Source organism: Atopobium sp. oral taxon 810 str. F0209 (assembly GCF_000466405.1).
Taxonomy (GTDB): domain Bacteria; phylum Actinomycetota; class Coriobacteriia; order Coriobacteriales; family Atopobiaceae; genus Olegusella.
In genome coordinates this window covers 29,405-49,368 of record NZ_KE952943.1, presented here as the reverse complement: position 1 = coordinate 49,368, position 19,964 = coordinate 29,405, and the positions used below count along the sequence as shown (strand labels likewise).

Genomic DNA, 19,964 nt, shown 5'->3' with positions numbered 1-19,964 from the left:
TTCCCTTACTTTTTCAAAACCGCCCTCTGAAAGCTTTGTATTTCAAGCCCTTATTTACCTCTACTTCGTAACATGGGCATGAAAAAAGCGGCATCCTATGCTTCCTTTAACAGAAGCGAAAGAACACCGCTTTTACGATTTCCTATTTAGTTTTGATCCTCACAACATGCTTTGTGCTATCTGTGGTAAAATGTTCCTATCTGCAAGAGTTTTTACAGCACATCAAGGCTTTTTCCTCAAAAGTAGTAAATTGGTAGTAAATTCAACTTGTTCTCTTGCAAATATCCTTGTATTTCAAGGGGTTTGAGGGTTAATTATTAAAGTTTATAATAAATAAGGAGTTTTTATAGTTTGTATTTTAGAAAGGAGATGTTGATGAATTTGAAGGATTTACGCATTCTATTAAAGAAACTAAGGGGGGGGGTAATTGTACTTTTTTCGCTTGCCCTGCTGACAAGCGCCTTGTTTACACGTGTTGCGTATGCACGGGATAGTACTGAATTTGAGCATCCCGATTATATTGAGGTAGAGCTCCTTGCGACTCGATATCCTCTTGGTCCTGATAGAAGGCCAGATACAACCAAGCCAAAGTATGAGTCTGTCGTTGCCAAATTTAAAATTCACAGAACTACAGCTGAACTGATCGATTGCATCTACACTGGTAACGAAAACCAGTTTTCTGCCGATGTCAATCCTCATAATGGCGATGATGATTGGCAGTTTGTTATTTATGCTCCGGCAAATGAGCCTGGCGGTATTGCTAATAAAATGACATATCGGTGTCGAGAAATTCCAACGCCTGGATTTACTTCTCAGATAAAGACAGACGACAATGGAGTTTTTCATCTTACCAATACGCGCAAGCTTGGAACGATTAACTGGACAAAGCTTGATGCAAAGACCTCTGAGAAAATCGGTGGTTCTGAGTGGTTGATTACGGGAGCAGATGGCTTCTCCAAGAAAGTCGTTGACAATGGCGAGAATGACGAAGATCCCGAAATTGGTTCACTGAAGGTTTCTGGTTTTGCTTGGGGCGTAAAGAAGGACACCCAAAACATGTGGGGTACTTATGCGCTAAAGGAAACCAAGGCTCCTAAGGGTTATACCATCGACGAAAATACCTATACATTTGAATTCAATGAGAACAGCGACTTTGATACCCCTATTTTTGTAGGGGAGATTAAGGATGGTCGCATTCCTGGAGAACTTGCATGGACCAAGGTTGCCGCTGAGAACTCCGAGCTGTTGGGTGGTTCAGAGTGGCTGCTCGCAGGTGAAAATGGTTTCTTAAAGACGGTAGTCGATAATGGTGAGAACGACGAAGATCCTGCTCTTGGTTCGCTGAAGGTGACAGGTCTTGAGTGGGGTAGCTATACACTTAACGAGACAAAGGCACCCGAAGGCTATGAGATTAACCCTGAGACCCATACCTTTGATTTGACCAACACACATCTCTCCGCTGTGCTTGATCCCATTAGCAATAAGAAGATTCCTGAGACCCCTAAGCCTCCCAAGGACACTCCGAAGACTCCCAAGACTCCCAAAAAGACTCCTAAGCGCAAGACTGTTACAAAGAGGATTAAGAAATCTGCACTTCCTCAGACTGGAGACAACTCATATGTCCCGTTTGTGACTGGCGCAGGTGTCATTGTTCTGCTTGCAGGCTTAGGTCTACAGCAGGCTCGCAAGAATAGCTAATACAGCCTTGTTATTGAGTTTCCTGAGTCCCCAATTGATTATCGAGGAATCCACCAGGTAAACTGAGATAAAAGAGTAGGTAGATGGTCTGCAGAAAAATCTGATCCAATCTGAGGTTGGGTCAGATTTTTAGCTTAGAACAGGTTTGGGTAGAGGTGGAGCGGCTTTATAGTGGCCTTACAAGGAGTCGGGGAAACTTTCGAGAGAGTTCATCATTCCGACGATGATATCGTCAGGAGTAAAGGCTGCCAGTGTGGACAAGAAGTTCCGCGCAACAGGAAAAACTTCTGCATCTAGTGATGCCTGGGCGCATTCCATAAAGACCCCAGACATCTCATCGGTAGGTGACTCGGGAATATGGTGAGTCTCAAGGACGTGGTGCAGTTCGGTGGGTGAGAGCGGCTCGCGTGCATCTTTGGTGCCTGTCTGCATTGCGAGCGCTGTGAGTTCCATTGCAATGGTTGGTGCAGCAGCTGGCACAAATTGTGTTGCCATCTGATAGCACGCACGTGCGGCCAAAATATTGCCCTGCTTCCATTGGAAGAAAGCCATGCGGTAGTAAGCAGTACCAACAGCTTGAGGATCGTGCGCTTCTTTAAGCAACCGCGTTAGAAGCTCAACAGCTGCTTTATCATTGTCTGATGCTTCCAAACAACGTACCAATTGCAATTTTGCATGTGCATCTAGGGGAGCAATACGCACCAATTCCTGGGCATGTTCTGTTGCGCGCTGAGCATGACCCAGCGCGAGCTCAGCCATAACTGCGAGCACGTGAGCATTGTAGTAGGTATCAGGTACTAGCATGAGGCTGCGACCATTGGCTTTGTGACTGCGATTGTATAGCGCACGGTCTACAAAACTCGAGAAATAACGCCATTCTACCTGTGGAGAATCAGCATATGCACCGGCTGCATCCAGTGGCTCCAGCGCAGCCTTGAGTACTTCAAGAGCAGCTGTGGCGTTGCGAGCTTGTAACGACCTGCGTGCTAGCTCGCAGGCACGAGATAGCACATCGCCTGTCATAAATTCTTCGACAACTGATTGAGGCTCTCCATCAATCGATCCGCGTACTAGAGCATTTGCTGTACGCTCTGCAGCGCTACGAACACTAGGGTCAGGATCGTCTCCTGCCAGCTCAAGGATGGTGTGGACGTTATGCTGAGTTGCATGTTCACGCGCGGGCGCCACCAAGCGCCGCAAAATGTCATCAGCGATTGCTTCGCGCTTCTCGGATTCTTGGATAGCAAGTCCGCTGACGTGGTCGGTGCCTAGCGCATTTGCTAGGTGTTTTGGTAGCTTGCGTGTTGACAGCGAAACGCTTTCATAACGCCGTCGCGGGCAGAAGCGCTCTTCTGAAAGAGAAAAACTCTGCGTAACAGGACGCAAAAAGCCATCCTCAAGGCGCATGACAGGACAGAAGGGTCGCATAATTTTTTCAAGGTCATCGGTATGATCAAGCTCCGTTTTGGCAAAACGCCAACGGTCAAAATCCACCGAAAGATAGCAATCATGACGCGAGGCATTATCCAGAATGCCTGCTACCCAAACATGCTTAATTTTGGAGGATGCGCGAAACGCACTTGCCGCCAAAAGCAGGGCGAGACGAATAGCATAAGCAGAAGCCATTTGGCGGCGCATCTGTTTGGTGGTTTTCACGCGCTTGTTTCCATCATTTAGCGTCGGCACTGCCCATGAATTGGGGAAGACATCTGAAGGTACCAGTTGAATTTCGATAGCGACATTTCCATCGGCAACATTGGTGCGCCATGATGCGGTCAAGCGATAGGGCAACTGGAAGCTCTCGATAGCTGTTGAGATGCAGTTGCGCACTGCCCACTCACCATCAGGTTCTACACCTTCAGGCAGCTCAATAGGGGTATCAATAGGTGCGGCCTGAGCCACAATCGAAGAAGTAATGCGCTGCTGGAGAACGGCGACATCTTCTTCGCTTGCATCCTGTGGGTCTTCAAAATAACTGTAAGCAAAGCGCAGTGCATTGAGTGCCGCTTCGATGCGCAGAATTGTGAGCATTGCTGAGTAGGGAAGCTGTCCTTGCTCAATTCTAAGATAAAGCATGCCTGATGCATGAGGGCGTACAATGCGTATATGAGGCAATTCAATCTTCTCGTCAAAAAGTCCCGACTCATATAGGCGATGTGCCAAGAAAAGCTCTACACCAGAGGGTAGTAGGGGTTCTTCATCCTTGGCATATTCAAACTGAGATACAGTCTCGTTGGGTTCTGCTTCGCCAAGGTCTGCTTCTTCAAGGGCGGGGGCACCGTAGAAGTTTTCGCGTTCACGTACATCTGCAGCAAAGAGTTTGAGCTCACCTAAAGGATCAGGGCTTTCAAGTAGCTTTTTGGTGAACTCTGTAAAGTCAAGTTGTGACTGGCGATAAGCGGGCTCACCATCATCTTCGGCTACTACAGGCGCTTCAGACGAGTTAAGTGCCTGATCGGCGTGTGTAGTATTAAGGTTCAGCTTGGGATTGGGTACATCCTTTCTTTTGGATGTATCTTCAGCTGCAAGCTCTGTAGCATCAACAGGGCAAGTAGTTTTGACATCATCAACAGCAAGAGGCTTTCTTGCTGGCAGCACCTCGCGTTTTGACTGCAAAAGAAAATATGCGCTGACAGCACCACCGATAACACCCAGCAATACGGCAATTGCCAACTCTTTGTTCGGCGTAAATCTCGCTATGCTCAGTGCAGCTGATATTCCCAACACCCACAGAATCGCTTTCTTCAATTGCGATTTCCTAGTAAGCGCTAAAGCTTCCTTATTTTTTTGTTTATCAGTACGGCCAAAAAGTCGCATTCGTCTCACTTTCACAAGTTGTTCTGTATAGTTTTATACCCCAGCAGGCAGACATTAAAACCTTCCTTGTAACAAAACAGCTGTCTTAAAGAGCTGTTAAGCAGCTGTTTTCTTAGATACATTTTTTGAAGCAAAACTTGTCAAAAATAAAGACACTAAGCTTTGTACGCTCAACCTAGCTATGCTTTTTCGATATGCCTCCACTGTTGTAGACATATATCAAAACCGGATACATTTTTTTGATATCCGCAAAATGGGACTGTGGTGGAATTTAGACTAGATATGACGAATAAAAAGTCCCGATAGGAGTTTTGGCTCAAACCACGTTGACTTTGGCGGCATCAACAAACCAGCATCGGATACGGACATCAGCTCATCGAGCGAAGTTGCGTGCAAAGTGATGGCAACGCCCGTATCTCCTGCGGCTTCCCCACTGCGTCGAGCTGCGTCTTTGCCACCAATAAAAGAAATGCGTGGGTCAACTGCAGGGTCATTGATACCAAAAATCGGGCTTAAGATAAGATTTTGAACAAGAGAGGTATCAAGCCTTGCAACAGGGTCATCTTTTGCAGACTTCTCAGTAAGTCTTAACTCATACCATTTACCTTCTAGTTTCAAGCCAAACATGCCTTTTTGAGCAGGGTTTACCACATCATCTACCTCCGTAATGGCAAAGCCCTGCTTGCACAATTCCGCAAATATTTCAGTTTGCGTTTTACTGCCTTTATCAGTGATAACGCGGTTGTACGGCAAAATATGCAACTGGCTCGCTGGAAAAAGTACTGCTAAAAATGTATCTGCTTCGCTGGAGGTATTCTGGTCTGTTTCCTGTAACTTTGTGCGCTTTTCTTGGCACACCGCAACCGCCGATGCAGCTCGATGATGTCCATCGGCAATGTAGGCACAAGGTATTTGATCGAGTATGAGTTGTAGTGATCCTACAGCTACATCACGCGCCACGCGCCAAATGCTGTGGTGGCAGCCAGCCTCGTCTGTAAAATCGTACAGTGGCTCCGCGCTGCTCATCAGTGTAATCAAGGCATCCAGTGCGCTGTTGTCGCGATAAGCAAGGAAAATGGGTCCTGTCTGCGCACTAGTTGCGCGTATGTGGTTAATGCGATCTTGCTGCTTGTCTTTGCGCGTCAACTCGTGACGGCGGATGACACCATCTTCGTAATCAGATACCGCTGCTCCGCAAACCAAACCCGTTTGGGTATGTCCATCGACTGCCATGCGCCAGATATAGTAGCAAGCCGACTCATCGCGCAATAAGGTGCCATCAACTACACGCTCATTAAGCAGCTGACGTGCCTTTTCGTAAACTATGGGAGCATACATGTCCTGCTCTGCTGAAAAAGCGGTTTCAGGTCGATCGATGGCCAAGAATGACTGAGGATGTGCTGCTACATACTCAGCTGCACTTGTACGGTCAAACACATCATAGGGTGGAGCAGCAAAATCAGCCGCTCTCTCAGGTGTGGGACGAAAACAGAATATTGGCTGAGTGTGCATGGATATCCCTTTTGCTGTGGTCGTACGAGTTTATTGCAACTCAAACAGAGAACGAGTTTATTGCAACTCAAATAGATTGTGAGTTCATGGTAACTCAAGCAGAGTATTGAGTTCGTGACAACTCAAGTAGATAAAATAGATTTGTGTATTTCGAGTCGCGGTGACGTATTTAACAAGAAATTTGCCGCTAAGCTTGGAGGAATTGAATGAATTATCGTTTTTTATCAGATCTTGATGCGGGTGGTCCACGAGGTATCGAGCGAATTGTCGATCTTGCACAGCGCCCCTGTATCCTTTTTGATTTTGATGGCACGCTGGGTAATACCACTCATTCAATCGTGGCTACGGCACATACTGTGTTAAGCGATTTTGGCATGAGTGAAGAAGAGATGGGCGACTTGCGTCGTCTGATTGGACCACCTTTTCCTCAAGCATATACCGAGGTATATGGCTTATCGGAGAAAGATGCGGCCACTGTCACTGCACATTATCGTAGGCTGTATGATGCTTGCGGTCCCGAAGCTTGGCCTCCTTTTGCCGGTATTCCCGAGTTGTTGGCACAGTTGCAGGCCAACGGGCGCCATTTAGCTGTTGCTTCATCCAAACGACAGGGCCTGCTTGAGCGTTGTGTAGGCGATGGCAAGATTGCTGATTATTTCGAAGCTATTGAGGGCAAGAAAAACGATACTAACAAGCAGACCAAAGCTGATACCATCCAGGCTGCCATCGACAAGCTAGGTTTTACGGCTGGACAAGCGGTAATGGTAGGCGACAGGCATTATGATGTCGAAGCTGCCAAACAAGTTGGCATGCCCTGCATCGGTGTCTACTTTGGCGATACAGCGCCTGCCGGCGAGCTTGAGGAAGCAGGCGCCATCACGGTGGTACACAGTGTGGCTCAGCTTGGTCGTATCCTTCGCGGCCTTTAGCTGTTGAACTGAAGGGCAAAAACCACCGTTCACGGTGTTCTCATGGAGACGAGCGGAAAATTTTGTCAGAGCTCGCCTACGATGGGTATACAAAAGCCAACGGGTGTACACCCGTACAAGCTACGAACAAAGGAGCTTATCATGGCACTGATTGACGACATGTCCGAGACCGCCCGTAAGATTTTTCTAGCCGGTATTGGTGCTGTTGCAACTGGCGCAGAAATGTCTGGTCAGATTGCAGAAAAGTCTGGCGCGATTATCGAAGAGCTGGTCAAGAAGGGCGAGCTTACGGTAGAGCAGGGCAAGACGCTCAACGAAGAGCTCAAGCACAAGGCTTCTGCGGCAAGTAGTGATACCGAGGCAAGTATTTTGCGTGCCCGTCTGCGTGGTATGACACCCGAGGAGCGCGAGGCCTACGTGGCAAAAATTACTCAGATCAAAGAAGACCTCAATGCTGAGCCTGTTGAGGTTGATGGTGAGCCTGTTGAGGAGCCCGATATTGAGGTTGAAATTGAGGTAGAGCCAGCGGACGAGCCTAAGTCCGAGGATGCTGAGGCATAGCATTCGCTGTGCCGCAAAGGTTTTTCTTCCGTGACTGAAGACGAATTTGGACCTGAAGACCGCCTTGAGGGCTGGGAAGAAGCTCTCAAGGCGGAAGAAGGTGCCTTTGAGACTATAGGTATTTTTGGTGGGCGAGATGCATCGTCCGACCAGTACCAAATTACGCGGGCGAGCAAACTGTCTCGTCTGAGGGAAATCTTGGCGATTGCCAGCCATTATGATGTCTGGCATGGTTTGACGCCGCGGAGCATGAGGTCTCTGCTTGAGGAGCTGGGGCCTACTTTTGTAAAAGCAGGGCAGATTCTTTCTATGCGTTCGGAGATTTTGCCCGAAAGCTTTTGTGATGAACTCAAAAAGTTACGTACCGAAGTCGAGCCCATGGACCGTACGACCATGCTGCAGGCTTTGCGTGACGAATATACAACCCCCATTGAGGATATTTTTGACGCTATCGACGACGTGCCGTTGGGTTCGGCATCGGTTGCTCAGGTGCATAAGGCGCGTCTTGTTACAGGTGAGCTAGTAGCTATCAAAATTCAGCGTCCTCAGGTACAAGAAAAGATGGCGCAGGATATCTCTATCATGCGTTCTCTTGCGCGCCGTATGGACAAATTGATGCGGGGCAAGCAGTTCATTGATTTTTCTTCAGTGGTCGATGAACTCTGGCAGTCTTTTGTCGAAGAAACGGACTTTCTGGTCGAGGCTAAAAGTCTTGATGAGTTTGGCCGCAATAATGCTAACTGCAAATTTGTTGACTGCCCCAAGCCGTATTGGCGCTGGTGTACCCGTCATGTAGTCGTGATGGATTACGTTGAGGGTATCCCTGTCGACAAAACTGATGAGCTCAAAGCGGCAGGCTATGACCTCTCCGAAATTGGCTCAAAGCTGGTTGACAATTACACGCGCCAAATGCTGGACGATGGTTTCTTCCATGCCGATCCGCATCCAGGCAACCTTGTCGTACGCGATGGGCAGTTGATTTTTCTCGATTTAGGCATTATGGGACGCCTGACTGCGCTTGATCGAGCAGCACTGACCGATATGGTTGTAGCAGTAGGTACGCGTGATTCTGTACGACTCAAAGATGGTTTATTGCGTTTTGCTTCCTCCGATGTATCGGAAGTTGATCATGCGAGTTTGCTTGCAGACCTAGACCAAATTATTGCAAATTATGGTGAAGCAGATCTTTCCGAGCTCGATATCGGGGGCTTCTTTAATGCGTTGATTTCGATGGCACGTGAAAATGGCATCGAGTTGCCGGGTACGGTTACGATGCTGGCCCGCTCGCTGGTGACCCTTGAGAGTTTGGTCGATGAATTTTTGCCTGGTACGTCCATTGTTGACATCATTGGGCAGCATGTGAGTCATGTACGCAAAGATCACGCTGCTCCCATTGATGAGGCACGTAGTTACGCGATGGAATTTGGGCGAGCAACTCATAGTTTGCTGCAGGCAGGAAGCGAAATGTCAAACATTTCGCGCATGCTTACCCGCGGCCAACTAAGGACACAGCTTGATGTGAATGGCCTACATCGGCCTATGCGCAGTTTGGCACATGCGCTTGACCGCTTGGCAATGAGTATTATTATTGCTGGCTTGTTTATTGGTTCATCGGTGGTGTATTTTGCCCGCATTAAGCCTGTTGTTTTTGGCATTCCTGTGATTGGATTTTTAGGCTATGTAGTGGCACTTGTTTTGGGTCTTTGGATCGTTATTTCCATCCTTCGCGAAAGCCATCGCCGCAAGCAAAATAAGTAGTTCCCCCCAGCTTACCTTGCGTCCTCCATGTTGCGAATAAGGTTCACAATTCATCAGCATCACTGTTTTGGGTTCATAATTCATCATTGACTCAAAATTCACCAGGTGTTTTGTGAAGCAAAACGAGAAAAACGAACCCTTTTCAGGATGGTTGATGAATCGTGAATCCTTTTTGTTTGGGAAGGCCTGCGTGGAGAAGCAGAGAAAAGCGCCTAGCTGCGAACAACTAGGCGCTTGATTAGTGCAAGTAACGTTACACCTGCAAAGACGTATATGCTGGCGGTCTGACTACTCCAACTCGAAAGCACCGGTGTAGAGCTGGTAGTAAGTACCCTTGGCTGCAATCAGGTCATCGTGGGTACCGCGCTCGATAATGTGGCCATGATCAAGCACGATAATCACATCAGAGTTGCGAACGGTCGACAAGCGGTGGGCGATAACAAAGGTTGTGCGGCCTTCCATCAACGCGTCCATACCACGCTGCACTATCTGCTCGGTACGTGTATCGATGGAGCTTGTTGCCTCATCGAGAATCATGACTGGTGGATCGGCTACAGCGGCACGTGCAATTGAGAGCAGTTGGCGCTGACCCTGCGAAAGACGGGCAGCATTGTCGGTCAGCATCGTCTCGTAGCTCTGTGGCAGACGACGGATGAAGCTATCGGCACCTGCAATCTTTGCTGCGCGAATGCACTCTTCATCGGAGGCATCCAGCTTGCCATAGCGAATGTTGTCCATAACGGTGCCAGTAAACAAATTGGTATCCTGTAACACCATTCCGAGTGAGCGGCGCAGATCTGCTTTGCGAATCTTGTCAATATTGATGCCGTCGTAGCGAATTTTGCCGTCAGAAATATCGTAGAAGCGGTTCACCAAATTGGTGATAGTTGTTTTGCCAGCGCCTGTAGCGCCAACAAAAGCAACCTTTTGACCAGGTAATGCATACAGGGAGATATCGTGCAGTACCTCATGACCAGGCTCATAGCCAAAGTCCACATCGGCAAGCACCACTTCGCCCTGTAGCGGAATCAAATCAACCTTGCCGTTTTTCTTGTGAGGGTGCTTCCAGGCCCATTTGCCAGAGTTTTCATAGCATTCGTGCAGACTGCCGTCAGGATCGCGCACAACATTGACGAGTGTAACGTAACCCTCATCGGTCTCGGTGGGCTCATCAAGCAGCTCAAAAATACGCTCAGCACCGGCTAGACCCATAACTACAAAGTTAATCTGGTTTGATACCTGACCAATTTGGCCAGCAAAGCGCTTGGTCATATTGAGAAAGGGAACCACGATATCAATGGAGATAATCATGCCCGAAATCGAGGGGTTGGCCATATGAGTCTCAAGCATAACAACGCCCATAAGCGCAACCAACACATAGGCGATGTTTCCCATATTCATCAGGATGGGAGCAAGTGTATTGCCATAGATATTTGCCTTGTTGGAAGCCTCAAATAAACGACCATTAACCTCGTCAAAGCTTGCCTTGGTGGCCTCTTCGTGGGTAAAGACCTTGATGACTTTTTGACCACTCATAGCCTCTTCGACAAAGCCTTCAGCATTGGCAATCTCATGCTGCTGATCCAAGAAGAAATGAGCAGAACGACTACCCAGCAGACGGGTAACCCAGAACATCAGCGCAATAACCACCAGTACTACCAGCGACAGGGGCACTGAATACCACAGCATTAAGGCGAGTACTGAAATCATGGCAATACCAGAAATCAGCAGGTTGGGGAGGGCTACGCCGATAAGTTGACGCAGCGTATCAACGTCATTGGTATACGCAGACATAATGTCTCCGTGTTTGCGCGTATCAAAATACCTGATGGGCAAATCTTCCATGTGGCTAAACATATCATCACGCACACGCATCAGCGTGCCCTGAGTGACCACAGCAGCAAGCTGGGTCTCGATGATGATGGCAACCAATGCCAACAGGTAGCAACCCAAAAGTGTAAATGCAATCTGCATAAGGGGAGCGGCTGCTGCTGACCAATCGCCCTGCTTCCAATATTGACTTACAACAGCAATGGCTTGCTGCAAAAACATTGAAGGCAAGGTCGCCACAATGGCCTGCGCAATGATGCAAATAACAATAATTACTGTGTAGGCAGGATAGTAATTCATCATGAGGCCGATGGCGCGTCGCAGCGTTGCCATGGGTCTGCGAGCTCCGCGCTTGTGTCCAAGCTTGGAGTCGCCTTCGCCTGCGGGCTTTTGAGTTGTTTGAGCAGTTTCCTGCTTGAGTTCGTCTTGCTTACTCATCAGCCTCTCCTCCCTCTGCGATATCGCCCATGCGCTCGTCGTGGGACTTTTTGTTTTGTGTGGTATAGATGTCGCGATAAATCTCGGATGTGTGTAGCAGCTCATCATGGGTGCCGATAGCGCTTACACGTCCGTCATTGAGTACCAAAATACGGTCTGCATCTTCGACCGATCCAGTACGTTGGGCGATGATAATCTTGGTTGTCTCAGGCGCGTAGCTGCGCAAACCATCACGAATCAGACGGTCGGTCTTGGTGTCTACAGCACTTGTAGAATCGTCCATGATAAGGACTCGTGGATGCTTGAGCAGGGCGCGTGCAATACAGAGACGCTGTTTTTGACCGCCAGAAACATTGGTGCCACCCTGCTCTATATAGGTGTCATATTTGTCAGGCATCAGCTGAATAAACTCATCTGCCTGAGCAATCTTACATGCTTCGATAAGTTCCTCATCGGTGGCGTTTTTGTCGCCCCAGCGAAGGTTTTCTTTGATAGTGCCCGAGAAAAGGACATTGCGCTGTAGCACAACTGCTACGGCATCGCGAAGGGTATCAAGATCATAGTCACGTACATCGTGACCGCCCACGCGCACCGTACCTTCAGTTGCGTCATACAAGCGGCTGACAAGTTGGATGAGGGTAGACTTACTGGAGCCTGTTCCGCCGATAATGCCTAGTACCTCGCCGCTTTTAATATGTAGATCAACGTCAGAAAGTGCCATACGGTCAGCGCGCTCAGAATAGCGGAAGCTCACGTTGTCAAAGTCAATGCTGCCGTCGCTTACCTCCATCAGAGGGTGCTCGGGATTTTTGATATCAGGGGTTTCCATGAGTACTTGGCAGATACGCTGAGCACTCTCAAAAGACATCGTAATCATGACAAAAATCATTGTGAGCATCATCAAGCTCATCAGTACCGACATACCATAGGTAAGCAGAGCAGATAAAGCACCTACCTGCATCAGAGTGCCTTTGGACTGAATGATAGCTTTGCTGCCAAAGTAGATGACAAAAAGGAAGATGATATCAATCGAGAAGGTCATTACAGGGCTATTCCAAGCCAAGATACGCTCAACGTGGACAAAGTCGTGGTAGAGCGAGCCACTTGCATCTCCAAATTTTTGCTTCTCATATTCTTCGCGCACATAACTTTTGACGACACGTATGCCATCGATATTTTCTTCAACGGAGTCATTCAGGCGGTCGTACTTCTTGAAAATGCGGCGGAAGATAGGCATAACCTTCGCTGCAATAAAGAAGAGGAATATACCTAGGAAAATGGCAACAACCACAAAGAGTGCCGCCATGGGGCCCGCCGTGGCAAAAGCCATGATGATGGCAAAGATGAGCATCATTGGCGAGCGGATTGCCGTACGAATGATCATCATGTATGCCTGCTGGACGTTGGTTACATCTGTGGTGAGGCGGGTGACCAACGACGAGGTTGAAAAACGATCAATATTGGAGAAGGAAAAATCTTGAATGCGCGAAAAGATATCGTGCCTGAGGTTTTTTGCAAAGCCAGCAGAGGCGGTCGAGCAGGTCACACCTGCTGCAGCACCAAAGGCAAGTGACAAAATTGCCAGCAAAATGAGGGCAATGCCATAATTGGCAACGACGCCCATGCCAGCACCTTCGTTGATGGCATTGATGAGACCTGCGGTCAAGAAAGGCAAGGCACACTCGATGACAACCTCGCCCGTTACGAGAACAGGAGTCTCAATAGAAAGTTTTTTGTATTCACGAATACTGCGTTTGAGGATGGCGATGACCTCACCAAAGCTATAAGCACCATCTTGGAAGCCAAGGCGCTTTGCCCAGCCTTGTTTTTGTTCTTCTTTTGCCATTACATCGCCCTCTCTCGATCTTCAATTTCGTGCCAATGTGCGGATATGCGGTCAAGCATTCCAGCTAGTTGAGTTTTTTCTTCGTCTGCAAGTGGATAGAGGGACTGCTCTATAAAGGCTTCACGCTTGGCATTGATTTCCTCAGCGCGTGCCCTTCCTTCTACGGTCAGAATCACCTCACGCTGACGACCATCGTGTTCCATGGGCCTGCGTTCGATGAGTTTTTCGTTTTCGAGTTTAGTGAGCACTTCAGAAAGTGACGCAGCTGCAGTTCCTGCTTGGCTTAGCAATTCGCGCTGGGGAAGGCTTCCTCCGGCTTGGCGCAGAGCAATGAGGATATAGGGTTTGCCTGCGCGACCTCCTGCATGGCGGTGCAAGAAAAAGCCGAAGTAACCAAAATTTCGAAGTACCTGACGTTCGATAGACACTGATGTGAGCTTATCGTTTTCGTCTTCTGTCTCGAGCATAATTTCCTCTCTCACTCGAGTATTTCTTCTCCTAAAAATTGTGAACATGGAGGGATTGTAGGTACCGAAATATTTAATGTCAAGGTACCGAATAATATTTTTGTTTTTATCGGGAGAAGTACATATTTCGCTCAAATTGGATATCTATGGCAGGGGTGAACAGGGTTAGGAAGTAAGCAGAACGACCGTTTGCGGTGATATAACGACCGTTTACCTTTTATTTTGCCCATAATTGAGCGAATATGAGCGAATAGATTGCAATAAAACTAAAACAGCTCATAATCAATCACAACAGATATGGGATTGATTCCATAGGAGGCGAAATGTTGGCCCCAGAGAGACGCGAGCGCATAGTTCAACTCGTTGATATTCACGGCAGCATTTCGGCCAGCAGGCTCGTAGAAGAACTTGACGCTAGTCCTGCAACTATTCGTCGTGATATCGAAGCTTTGGCTCAGATGGGTCGTCTCGTCAAAGTGCATGGTGGCGCTACGGCAATCAATAGCTTTACTTACGAGACTTCCGATCGCGCTATGGATGAACGCTATGCGCTGAGTGTAGGCGAAAAGAAAATCATTGGTGCTCATGCTGCCGCACTCATTGAGCCAGGCGATTTTGTCTATATCGATGCGGGGTCTACCACCGAAGCTCTGGTGGATGCCCTGGATTGCCAAGGCGCAATGTTTGTCACCAATTCGATAGTGCTTGCACGCAAGCTTGTATTTAAGGGTTACCGCACTTTTCTTACAGGCGGTGAACTCAAGGCATCAACAGAGGCTCTGGTAGGTCCTGAGGCAATTTCAGGTATTCAGCGTTATCACTTTACCAAGGGCTTTTGGGGTACCAATGGTGCCACGCGTGCTCAAGGTTTTACCACTCCTGATATCAACGAGGCGCAGGTCAAGCGCACAGCTATGGAAAGGTCGGGTCAGCGTTTTGTACTTGCGGATGCTGACAAACTTGGTCGTGTTGCGCCCGTAACTTTTGCAGATTTCGCTTCGGCTACGGTTATCACCGCAGGCGATGTGGATAGTGCGTTCGGCAAGCTTCCCAACGTAGTGGAGGTATCTGAATGATTTACACCGTTACATTCAATCCGGCACTCGACTATGCAGTGGGGGTGGAACACCTACAACTTGGTTCGGTTAATCGTACCTGCAGCGAGAAAATTCTCCCTGGTGGTAAGGGTATTAACGTATCAATTGTCTTGGGCAATTTAGGGCATGAATCCATCGCATTGGGCTTTGTCGCAGGCTTTACTGGTCGTGAGATTGAAGAGCGTACGGAGTCTTATGGTGCTCAGTGCAAGTTTATTCATGTTGCTGAAGGTCTTTCACGTATCAATGTAAAGATCAAAAGCGATGAGGAATCCGAGATCAACGGTATGGGCCCTCGTATTACCGACGCTGATGTGCAGGCACTTTTTGAGCAGCTTGATACCTTAGTTGAAGGCGATGTGCTGGTGATTTCTGGATCGATTCCCTCTGTGTTGCCAGCTGATATGTACGAGCGTATTATGGCCCGCCTTGAGGGGCGTGGCATTCGTATTGTAGTTGACGCTGAGCGTGAATTGCTTACCCGCGTGTTGCCATATCACCCTTGGTTAATCAAGCCAAACAATCACGAGCTTGGGGCCATTTTTGATGTTGAGCTGCGCACTCGCGATGAGGTTGTGCCTTATGCAAAAAAGCTTCAGGAGCGCGGCGCGGCAAATGTATTGATTTCTATGGCAGGAGAGGGCGCTGTGCTGGTTGCTGAGGATGGCACAGTTACTGGTGGTCCTGCTCCTAAGGGCACTGTGGTCAACTCCGTAGGTGCTGGTGACTCGATGGTTGCTGGCTTTGTTGCGGGTTATTTGGAGAAGGGCAATTACGAGGACGCATACAAGATGGGTGTTGCGTGTGGCAGCGCATCTGCATTCTCGTCTGAGTTGACGACTCGTGCCGAGGCGGAAGCTCTGCTTGCAACTCTATAAGACAGGTCGATAGCTGGCACACGCATGTTAGGTGAAAGGGGAGCCGCATGAGGATTAAAGACTTACTCAAACCCGAGGCAATCAAGATTGGAGGTGCTCCAAAAGATAAAGCTTCAACCATCGACCAGATGGTGGCGCTGATGGAGCATCAAGGCAACATTACTGATGTTGAGACCTACAAAAAAGCAGTTCTTGCCCGTGAGGCCGAGATGAGTACAGGCGTGGAAAATGGCCTTGCTATCCCTCATGGCAAGTCCTCCGCGGTAAGCAAGCCTGGTTTGGCTGCGATGACGATTCCTACAGGTGTTGACTATGAAGCACTTGATGGCGAGCCAACTACGCTGGTCTTTTTGATTGCGGCTCCCGACACCGAGGACAACGTACATCTGCAGGTACTTGCAAGCCTTTCTCAACTCTTGGTGGATGAGGAGCTTTGCAACAAGCTACGTGCGGCAAAGACGCCAGATGAGTTCCTTAATCTGCTGAATGCAGCTGAGGATGCTCAGTATGTTGCCGAGCAGGAAAAGAAGCGCGAGCTTGAAGCTCAGACGGGTCAGTTTGACCTAGTGGCTATTACTGCTTGCCCCACCGGCATTGCTCACACCTATATGGCTGCAGAAAGTCTTGAGAAGAAGGCCGCCGAGATGGGCCTTAAAATCAAGGTTGAGACCCAGGGTTCTGGTGGTGCCAAAAATGTCATCACTGCAGAAGATGTCAAAGCCGCTAAGGGTGTCGTAATCGCTGCTGACAAAAACGTCGACCTTGCACGCTTTGCTGGTAAACCCGTCTACTCCACCACTGTCACCAAGGGCATTCAGGAGCCTGAGATGCTCATCAATAAGGTTATGAATGGTGAGGCTGCTATTTATGCTGGTAATGGCGCTGCGCCAGTGAGTTCGGGTGACGATGGCGAGGGTGTTGGTCATATCATCTACAAGCACCTGATGAATGGTGTTTCTCATATGCTGCCCTTTGTTATTGGTGGCGGCATCCTGACGGCACTTGCCTTCCTCTTTGATATGGGTGCAGCTGGTGCTGGCAACTATGGTTCTTCTACACCTTTTGCCTTCTTCTTTAAGGCAATCGGTGGCGAAGCCTTTGGTCTGATGTTGCCCATTCTTGCGGCATATATCGCGATGTCCATTGCTGACCGTCCTGGTTTGGCGCCTGGCTTTGTTGGTGGTCTGTTTGCCAAGGCTGGCTATAGCTTGGGTTATGTGACCGCAACTGCAGCTGGTGATGCTGAGGCTGCTGCCGCTGCCTGCGTCTCTGGTGGTTTCTTGGCAGCACTCTTTGCTGGTTTTGCCGCAGGTTACATCATGCTTGGCATTGAGAAGCTCTGCGAGGGTATGCCCAAGTCTCTTGAAGGCATCAAGCCCATCCTTATTTATCCGCTCTTTGGAGTGCTCGTTATCGGTGGCGTGATGTTCCTGCTTAACCCGATTTTTGGCGCTATCAATACTGCTTTGAACAACTTCCTTGCTGGTATGGGTACGACCAATCTTGTTTTGCTTGGCGCTGTTGTCGGTGGCATGATGTCCATCGATATGGGTGGCCCATTCAACAAGGCTGCCTATGTCTTTTCCACGGGTTTGCTTGCTGATGCCACGCTTGGCTCTGCCGGTCAGGTAGTCATGGCTTCCTGCATGGTTGGTGGTATGGTGCCTCCTCTGGTTATTGCTCTGTCCACAACCTTCTTTAAGAACAAGTGGAACAAGGCTGATCGTGATGCTGGTTTGGTGAACTACATCATGGGTCTGTCCTTTATCTCCGAGGGTGCCATTCCCTTTGCGGCTGCCGACCCTGCCCATGTTCTCCCGAGCTGCATCGTTGGCTCAGCTGTTGCCGGTGGTCTGTCTGCACTCTTCGGTTGCTACAGCCCCGCTCCCCATGGCGGTGCTTGGGTTATTGCGGTTCTTGGTAATCCCGTGATGTTCCTTGTTGCTCTGCTTGCTGGTTCTATCGTTGGCATGCTGATCCTTTCCTTCTGGAAGAAGCCTGTCAGCGAGTAAAGATTCCTCTAGCGTGGCATTACTCGTGCAACCCGTATTACCAGTACGCTTGCACTACCAATACGACCACGCTACTGGCGTTCACGTTGCTGACACGTCCGCATTGCCAGCGTGTCTGTACTGCTCGTCTATTGCAGTTCAAGGGAGTCGCCCTGCGCGGCTCCCTTTTTCCTCTCAGCCCCGCTAAAAGCCACAGACTGTTTCAACGATTACAGTCCCGCTTGTCAAACGCCACCGATTCTTTCAAGCAGTGCGGCCCCGCTTACCAAACGCCACATACTCTTTCAATCAGCACGTCCCTGCTTGCCAAAAGCCACATTCTATTTCAGAAAAAATGTCAAACGCCACACTCTGTTTCAAAGGACTTGACGTTTGCGCAGGTAGATTTTTTGGGCGTGAAGAGATATGTGGCGTTTGGCGAAAAAAGTGAAGTAGAACGTGGCGTTTGGCACCTAGCATGAAATAGAGTGTGGCGTTTGGCAAGCGGGGCTGCGATTTCTGAAATAGAACGTGGCTTTTGACACCGAGCGCGAGTGTGAAATAGCATGTGGCTCCTACAACGTCCTATCCTCGTCTTTTCCGTTGCGCAGCTGTCGTAACGGGTGGGCAAGAGACACGAGGTACGTGGTAGGAATCCAGCAACGCTTGGAAATAGTTGCTGTCACAGACATTGGCATACGAAAACCGTACGACGCGCATTTCGCGGGTGATGCGGGATTCGCGCAGACGCTCTTCAGCGAACACCTCTACAGAGGTATGACCTTGCGTCATTGTGGGGTCACTATACTTTTGACGTCCATCTAGTTCGCCCGCGATTGCACTTCCGTCGTCGCATGTCCAGTAGTAATCAACTCGGTAGTGCGATCCAGAAAGAGAATCCGTTACATTTACTTGTAGCTCAGGGATATGAAATCCCAGCTTAATCATTTTTGCGCGCGCAGTTGACTCGCCTCCATTTTCGGATAATGCATTGGCAAAACGAGCAGTTATGCGTGCTTGTTTGATGCCCCGGAAGCCATGTCCCAACTCGTCAATTTGTGCACCGAGCCAGCCTACTGACTTCCCCGTTGCACGTAGTGTTGAATCTGCAATGCTGAGCCCGTCTGTAAAATCCATTAGGCAGAGACATTGCACGGCAGCCGCTTCCAAACTCACTACAGGAATTCCCGCATGAAACTCTAAGGGATATTGCGGATTTATCATTTGAGAGTTAAAGCGGTGATGAGTCAGCAATCCCGTTTTACGATTGGTATCCGTTGGATGGCAGAGGTGTATGTGGTGTAAAAATTTATAGTTGATCGCAAGGCCATGTGCCGCCGCTGCTGTCGGTCCGCAAAAAATCCAATGAGGATGTCTTTCATGCAGAGCGCGTGCAATGTGCAGATGTTTCTCTACAGGATTGAGTTGGTCCCAAGCTTCGGTGCGTATAAAGAGCCCCTCCAGAGGAGAGACAACCGCACCCCGTTGTTTTAGACGGAAGAGGGCTAATCCCTGTGCTTTACTCAGTGGCTCTAAGCAGCGTGCCTGGAGTTCTGCTTGGTCAAGCAGTGTTGAAGCTTGTTGTGGTGCAGATGCGCTCATGTAATCACCGAATCTTGTTGGAGTCTTTTAGTCTGAAGCTAAAAGTAGCTCTATAGAAGTGGACTAAATAAGCGTATCGTTGCTGGTAGATAAATTGTATGAAGAAACTCTAAGGTATTTGACATGCGGCAGTCTGGCCAAATCAACTGATGGCAAGCTGATGACAAGGTGCTGCAAGCTGGTTGTCAGCCGGCTGCCAGCTTGTGCAAAGTTATGTCAAGTAATAGCGAATTCAATGCTATTCGGTAGTGAATGGACTTGTGATAGGGAAGTTTTCAACAATTGAATAGTTGGAGACTATATTACTGGGCGACAGTGATGCCTTGTCAGCGCTGCATGGCTGAAGCTACGCTTTTCCGCAACAAGCAGTGCTTCGCTTACCTGGCTCCATATTTTCCCGCAGCGAGTAGCGCCCAGCTTGTCAAGTGCCATACATTGTTTTAACGATCAGGTTTTGCTTGTCAAAAGCCACACATTCTTTCAGGTGGCGCAGTCCCGTTTGCCAAAGGCCACAGACTGTTTCAATCAGCATCGCCCTGC

The 19,964-nt window shown here is 48.9% G+C and carries 13 protein-coding genes; 7 read left to right on the top strand and 6 right to left on the bottom strand.

The window, feature by feature from the left end; translation table 11 throughout:
* Positions 1–375: 375 nt before the first annotated feature.
* A complete protein-coding gene (locus tag HMPREF9069_RS03185) occupies positions 376–1,698 on the top strand; it encodes a SpaA isopeptide-forming pilin-related protein (RefSeq protein ID WP_035438318.1) in 1,323 nt (440 codons plus the stop codon).
* 177 nt (positions 1,699–1,875) lie between these two features.
* On the opposite strand, the gene HMPREF9069_RS03180 is transcribed toward HMPREF9069_RS03185, so the two are convergent.
* Positions 1,876–4,446 carry a tetratricopeptide repeat protein gene (locus tag HMPREF9069_RS03180; protein ID WP_156894148.1) on the bottom strand — a complete coding sequence of 857 codons (2,571 nt, stop codon included), beginning with the start codon at positions 4,444–4,446 and terminating at the stop codon, positions 1,876–1,878.
* Between the two features lie 345 nt (positions 4,447–4,791).
* Entirely contained in the window at positions 4,792–6,027 is a 1,236-nt protein-coding gene (locus HMPREF9069_RS03175) for a DUF1015 domain-containing protein (RefSeq protein ID WP_035438316.1), read from the bottom strand.
* Between the two features lie 206 nt (positions 6,028–6,233).
* Between HMPREF9069_RS03175 and HMPREF9069_RS03170 the strand changes: the two genes are divergently transcribed.
* The 3 genes from HMPREF9069_RS03170 (at position 6,234) to HMPREF9069_RS03160 (ending at position 9,275) form a co-directional block, all read left to right on the top strand.
* Positions 6,234–6,956, top strand: coding sequence for an HAD family hydrolase (locus HMPREF9069_RS03170; protein WP_021625696.1), 723 nt, complete (start codon positions 6,234–6,236; stop codon positions 6,954–6,956).
* Between the two features lie 141 nt (positions 6,957–7,097).
* Entirely contained in the window at positions 7,098–7,517 is a 420-nt protein-coding gene (locus HMPREF9069_RS03165; protein ID WP_035438315.1) for a hypothetical protein, read from the top strand.
* A gap of 30 nt (positions 7,518–7,547) precedes the next feature.
* Positions 7,548–9,275, top strand: coding sequence for an ABC1 kinase family protein (locus tag HMPREF9069_RS03160; protein WP_021625694.1), 1,728 nt, complete (start codon positions 7,548–7,550; stop codon positions 9,273–9,275).
* 288 nt (positions 9,276–9,563) lie between these two features.
* Here the strand turns inward: HMPREF9069_RS03160 and HMPREF9069_RS03155 are convergent, their stop codons facing one another.
* From HMPREF9069_RS03155 to HMPREF9069_RS03145, 3 genes are read right to left on the bottom strand one after another with little or no spacing between them, the layout of a single operon-like run.
* Positions 9,564–11,543 carry an ABC transporter ATP-binding protein gene (locus HMPREF9069_RS03155; protein WP_021625692.1) on the bottom strand — a complete coding sequence of 660 codons (1,980 nt, stop codon included), beginning with the start codon at positions 11,541–11,543 and terminating at the stop codon, positions 9,564–9,566.
* Complete coding sequence (locus tag HMPREF9069_RS03150; RefSeq protein ID WP_021625691.1) at positions 11,536–13,389, bottom strand: ABC transporter ATP-binding protein; 1,854 nt, start codon at positions 13,387–13,389, stop codon at positions 11,536–11,538. The genes HMPREF9069_RS03155 and HMPREF9069_RS03150 overlap by 8 nt, the downstream gene beginning before the upstream one ends.
* Positions 13,389–13,856, bottom strand: coding sequence for a MarR family winged helix-turn-helix transcriptional regulator (locus HMPREF9069_RS03145; protein ID WP_051317768.1), 468 nt, complete (start codon positions 13,854–13,856; stop codon positions 13,389–13,391). The genes HMPREF9069_RS03150 and HMPREF9069_RS03145 overlap by 1 nt, the downstream gene beginning before the upstream one ends.
* 323 nt (positions 13,857–14,179) lie before the next feature.
* On the opposite strand from HMPREF9069_RS03145, the gene HMPREF9069_RS03140 reads away from it, so the two are divergent.
* The 3 genes from HMPREF9069_RS03140 to HMPREF9069_RS03130 are packed head-to-tail and all read left to right on the top strand — an operon-like array spanning position 14,180 to position 17,843.
* Entirely contained in the window at positions 14,180–14,932 is a 753-nt protein-coding gene (locus tag HMPREF9069_RS03140) for a DeoR/GlpR family DNA-binding transcription regulator (RefSeq protein ID WP_021625689.1), read from the top strand.
* Entirely contained in the window at positions 14,929–15,831 is a 903-nt protein-coding gene (pfkB, locus tag HMPREF9069_RS03135; protein WP_021625688.1) for a 1-phosphofructokinase, read from the top strand. Before HMPREF9069_RS03140 ends, pfkB begins: the two co-directional genes overlap by 4 nt.
* A gap of 47 nt (positions 15,832–15,878) precedes the next feature.
* Positions 15,879–17,843, top strand: a complete 1,965-nt coding sequence (locus HMPREF9069_RS03130) for a PTS fructose transporter subunit IIABC (RefSeq protein ID WP_021625687.1) — start codon at positions 15,879–15,881, stop codon at positions 17,841–17,843.
* A 564-nt stretch (positions 17,844–18,407) separates the two neighbouring features.
* Here the strand turns inward: HMPREF9069_RS03130 and HMPREF9069_RS03125 are convergent.
* Positions 18,408–19,424, bottom strand: coding sequence for a hypothetical protein (locus HMPREF9069_RS03125; RefSeq protein WP_021625685.1), 1,017 nt, complete (start codon positions 19,422–19,424; stop codon positions 18,408–18,410).
* Positions 19,425–19,964: the final 540 nt, after the last annotated feature.

Bases quoted from the DNA above. Each gene is read 5' to 3' on its own strand.
- HMPREF9069_RS03165 (WP_035438315.1), top strand. From the start codon at position 7,098: ATGGCACTGATTGACGACATGTCCGAGACCGCCCGTAAGATTTTTCTA.
- HMPREF9069_RS03130 (WP_021625687.1), top strand. From the start codon at position 15,879: ATGAGGATTAAAGACTTACTCAAACCCGAGGCAATCAAGATTGGAGGT.
- HMPREF9069_RS03140 (WP_021625689.1), top strand. From the start codon at position 14,180: ATGTTGGCCCCAGAGAGACGCGAGCGCATAGTTCAACTCGTTGATATT.
- HMPREF9069_RS03145 (WP_051317768.1), bottom strand. From the start codon at position 13,856: ATGCTCGAGACAGAAGACGAAAACGATAAGCTCACATCAGTGTCTATC.
- HMPREF9069_RS03155 (WP_021625692.1), bottom strand. From the start codon at position 11,543: ATGAGTAAGCAAGACGAACTCAAGCAGGAAACTGCTCAAACAACTCAA.
- HMPREF9069_RS03150 (WP_021625691.1), bottom strand. From the start codon at position 13,389: ATGGCAAAAGAAGAACAAAAACAAGGCTGGGCAAAGCGCCTTGGCTTC.
- HMPREF9069_RS03170 (WP_021625696.1), top strand. From the start codon at position 6,234: ATGAATTATCGTTTTTTATCAGATCTTGATGCGGGTGGTCCACGAGGT.
- HMPREF9069_RS03175 (WP_035438316.1), bottom strand. From the start codon at position 6,027: ATGCACACTCAGCCAATATTCTGTTTTCGTCCCACACCTGAGAGAGCG.
- HMPREF9069_RS03125 (WP_021625685.1), bottom strand. From the start codon at position 19,424: ATGAGCGCATCTGCACCACAACAAGCTTCAACACTGCTTGACCAAGCA.
- pfkB (WP_021625688.1), top strand. From the start codon at position 14,929: ATGATTTACACCGTTACATTCAATCCGGCACTCGACTATGCAGTGGGG.
- HMPREF9069_RS03185 (WP_035438318.1), top strand. From the start codon at position 376: ATGAATTTGAAGGATTTACGCATTCTATTAAAGAAACTAAGGGGGGGG.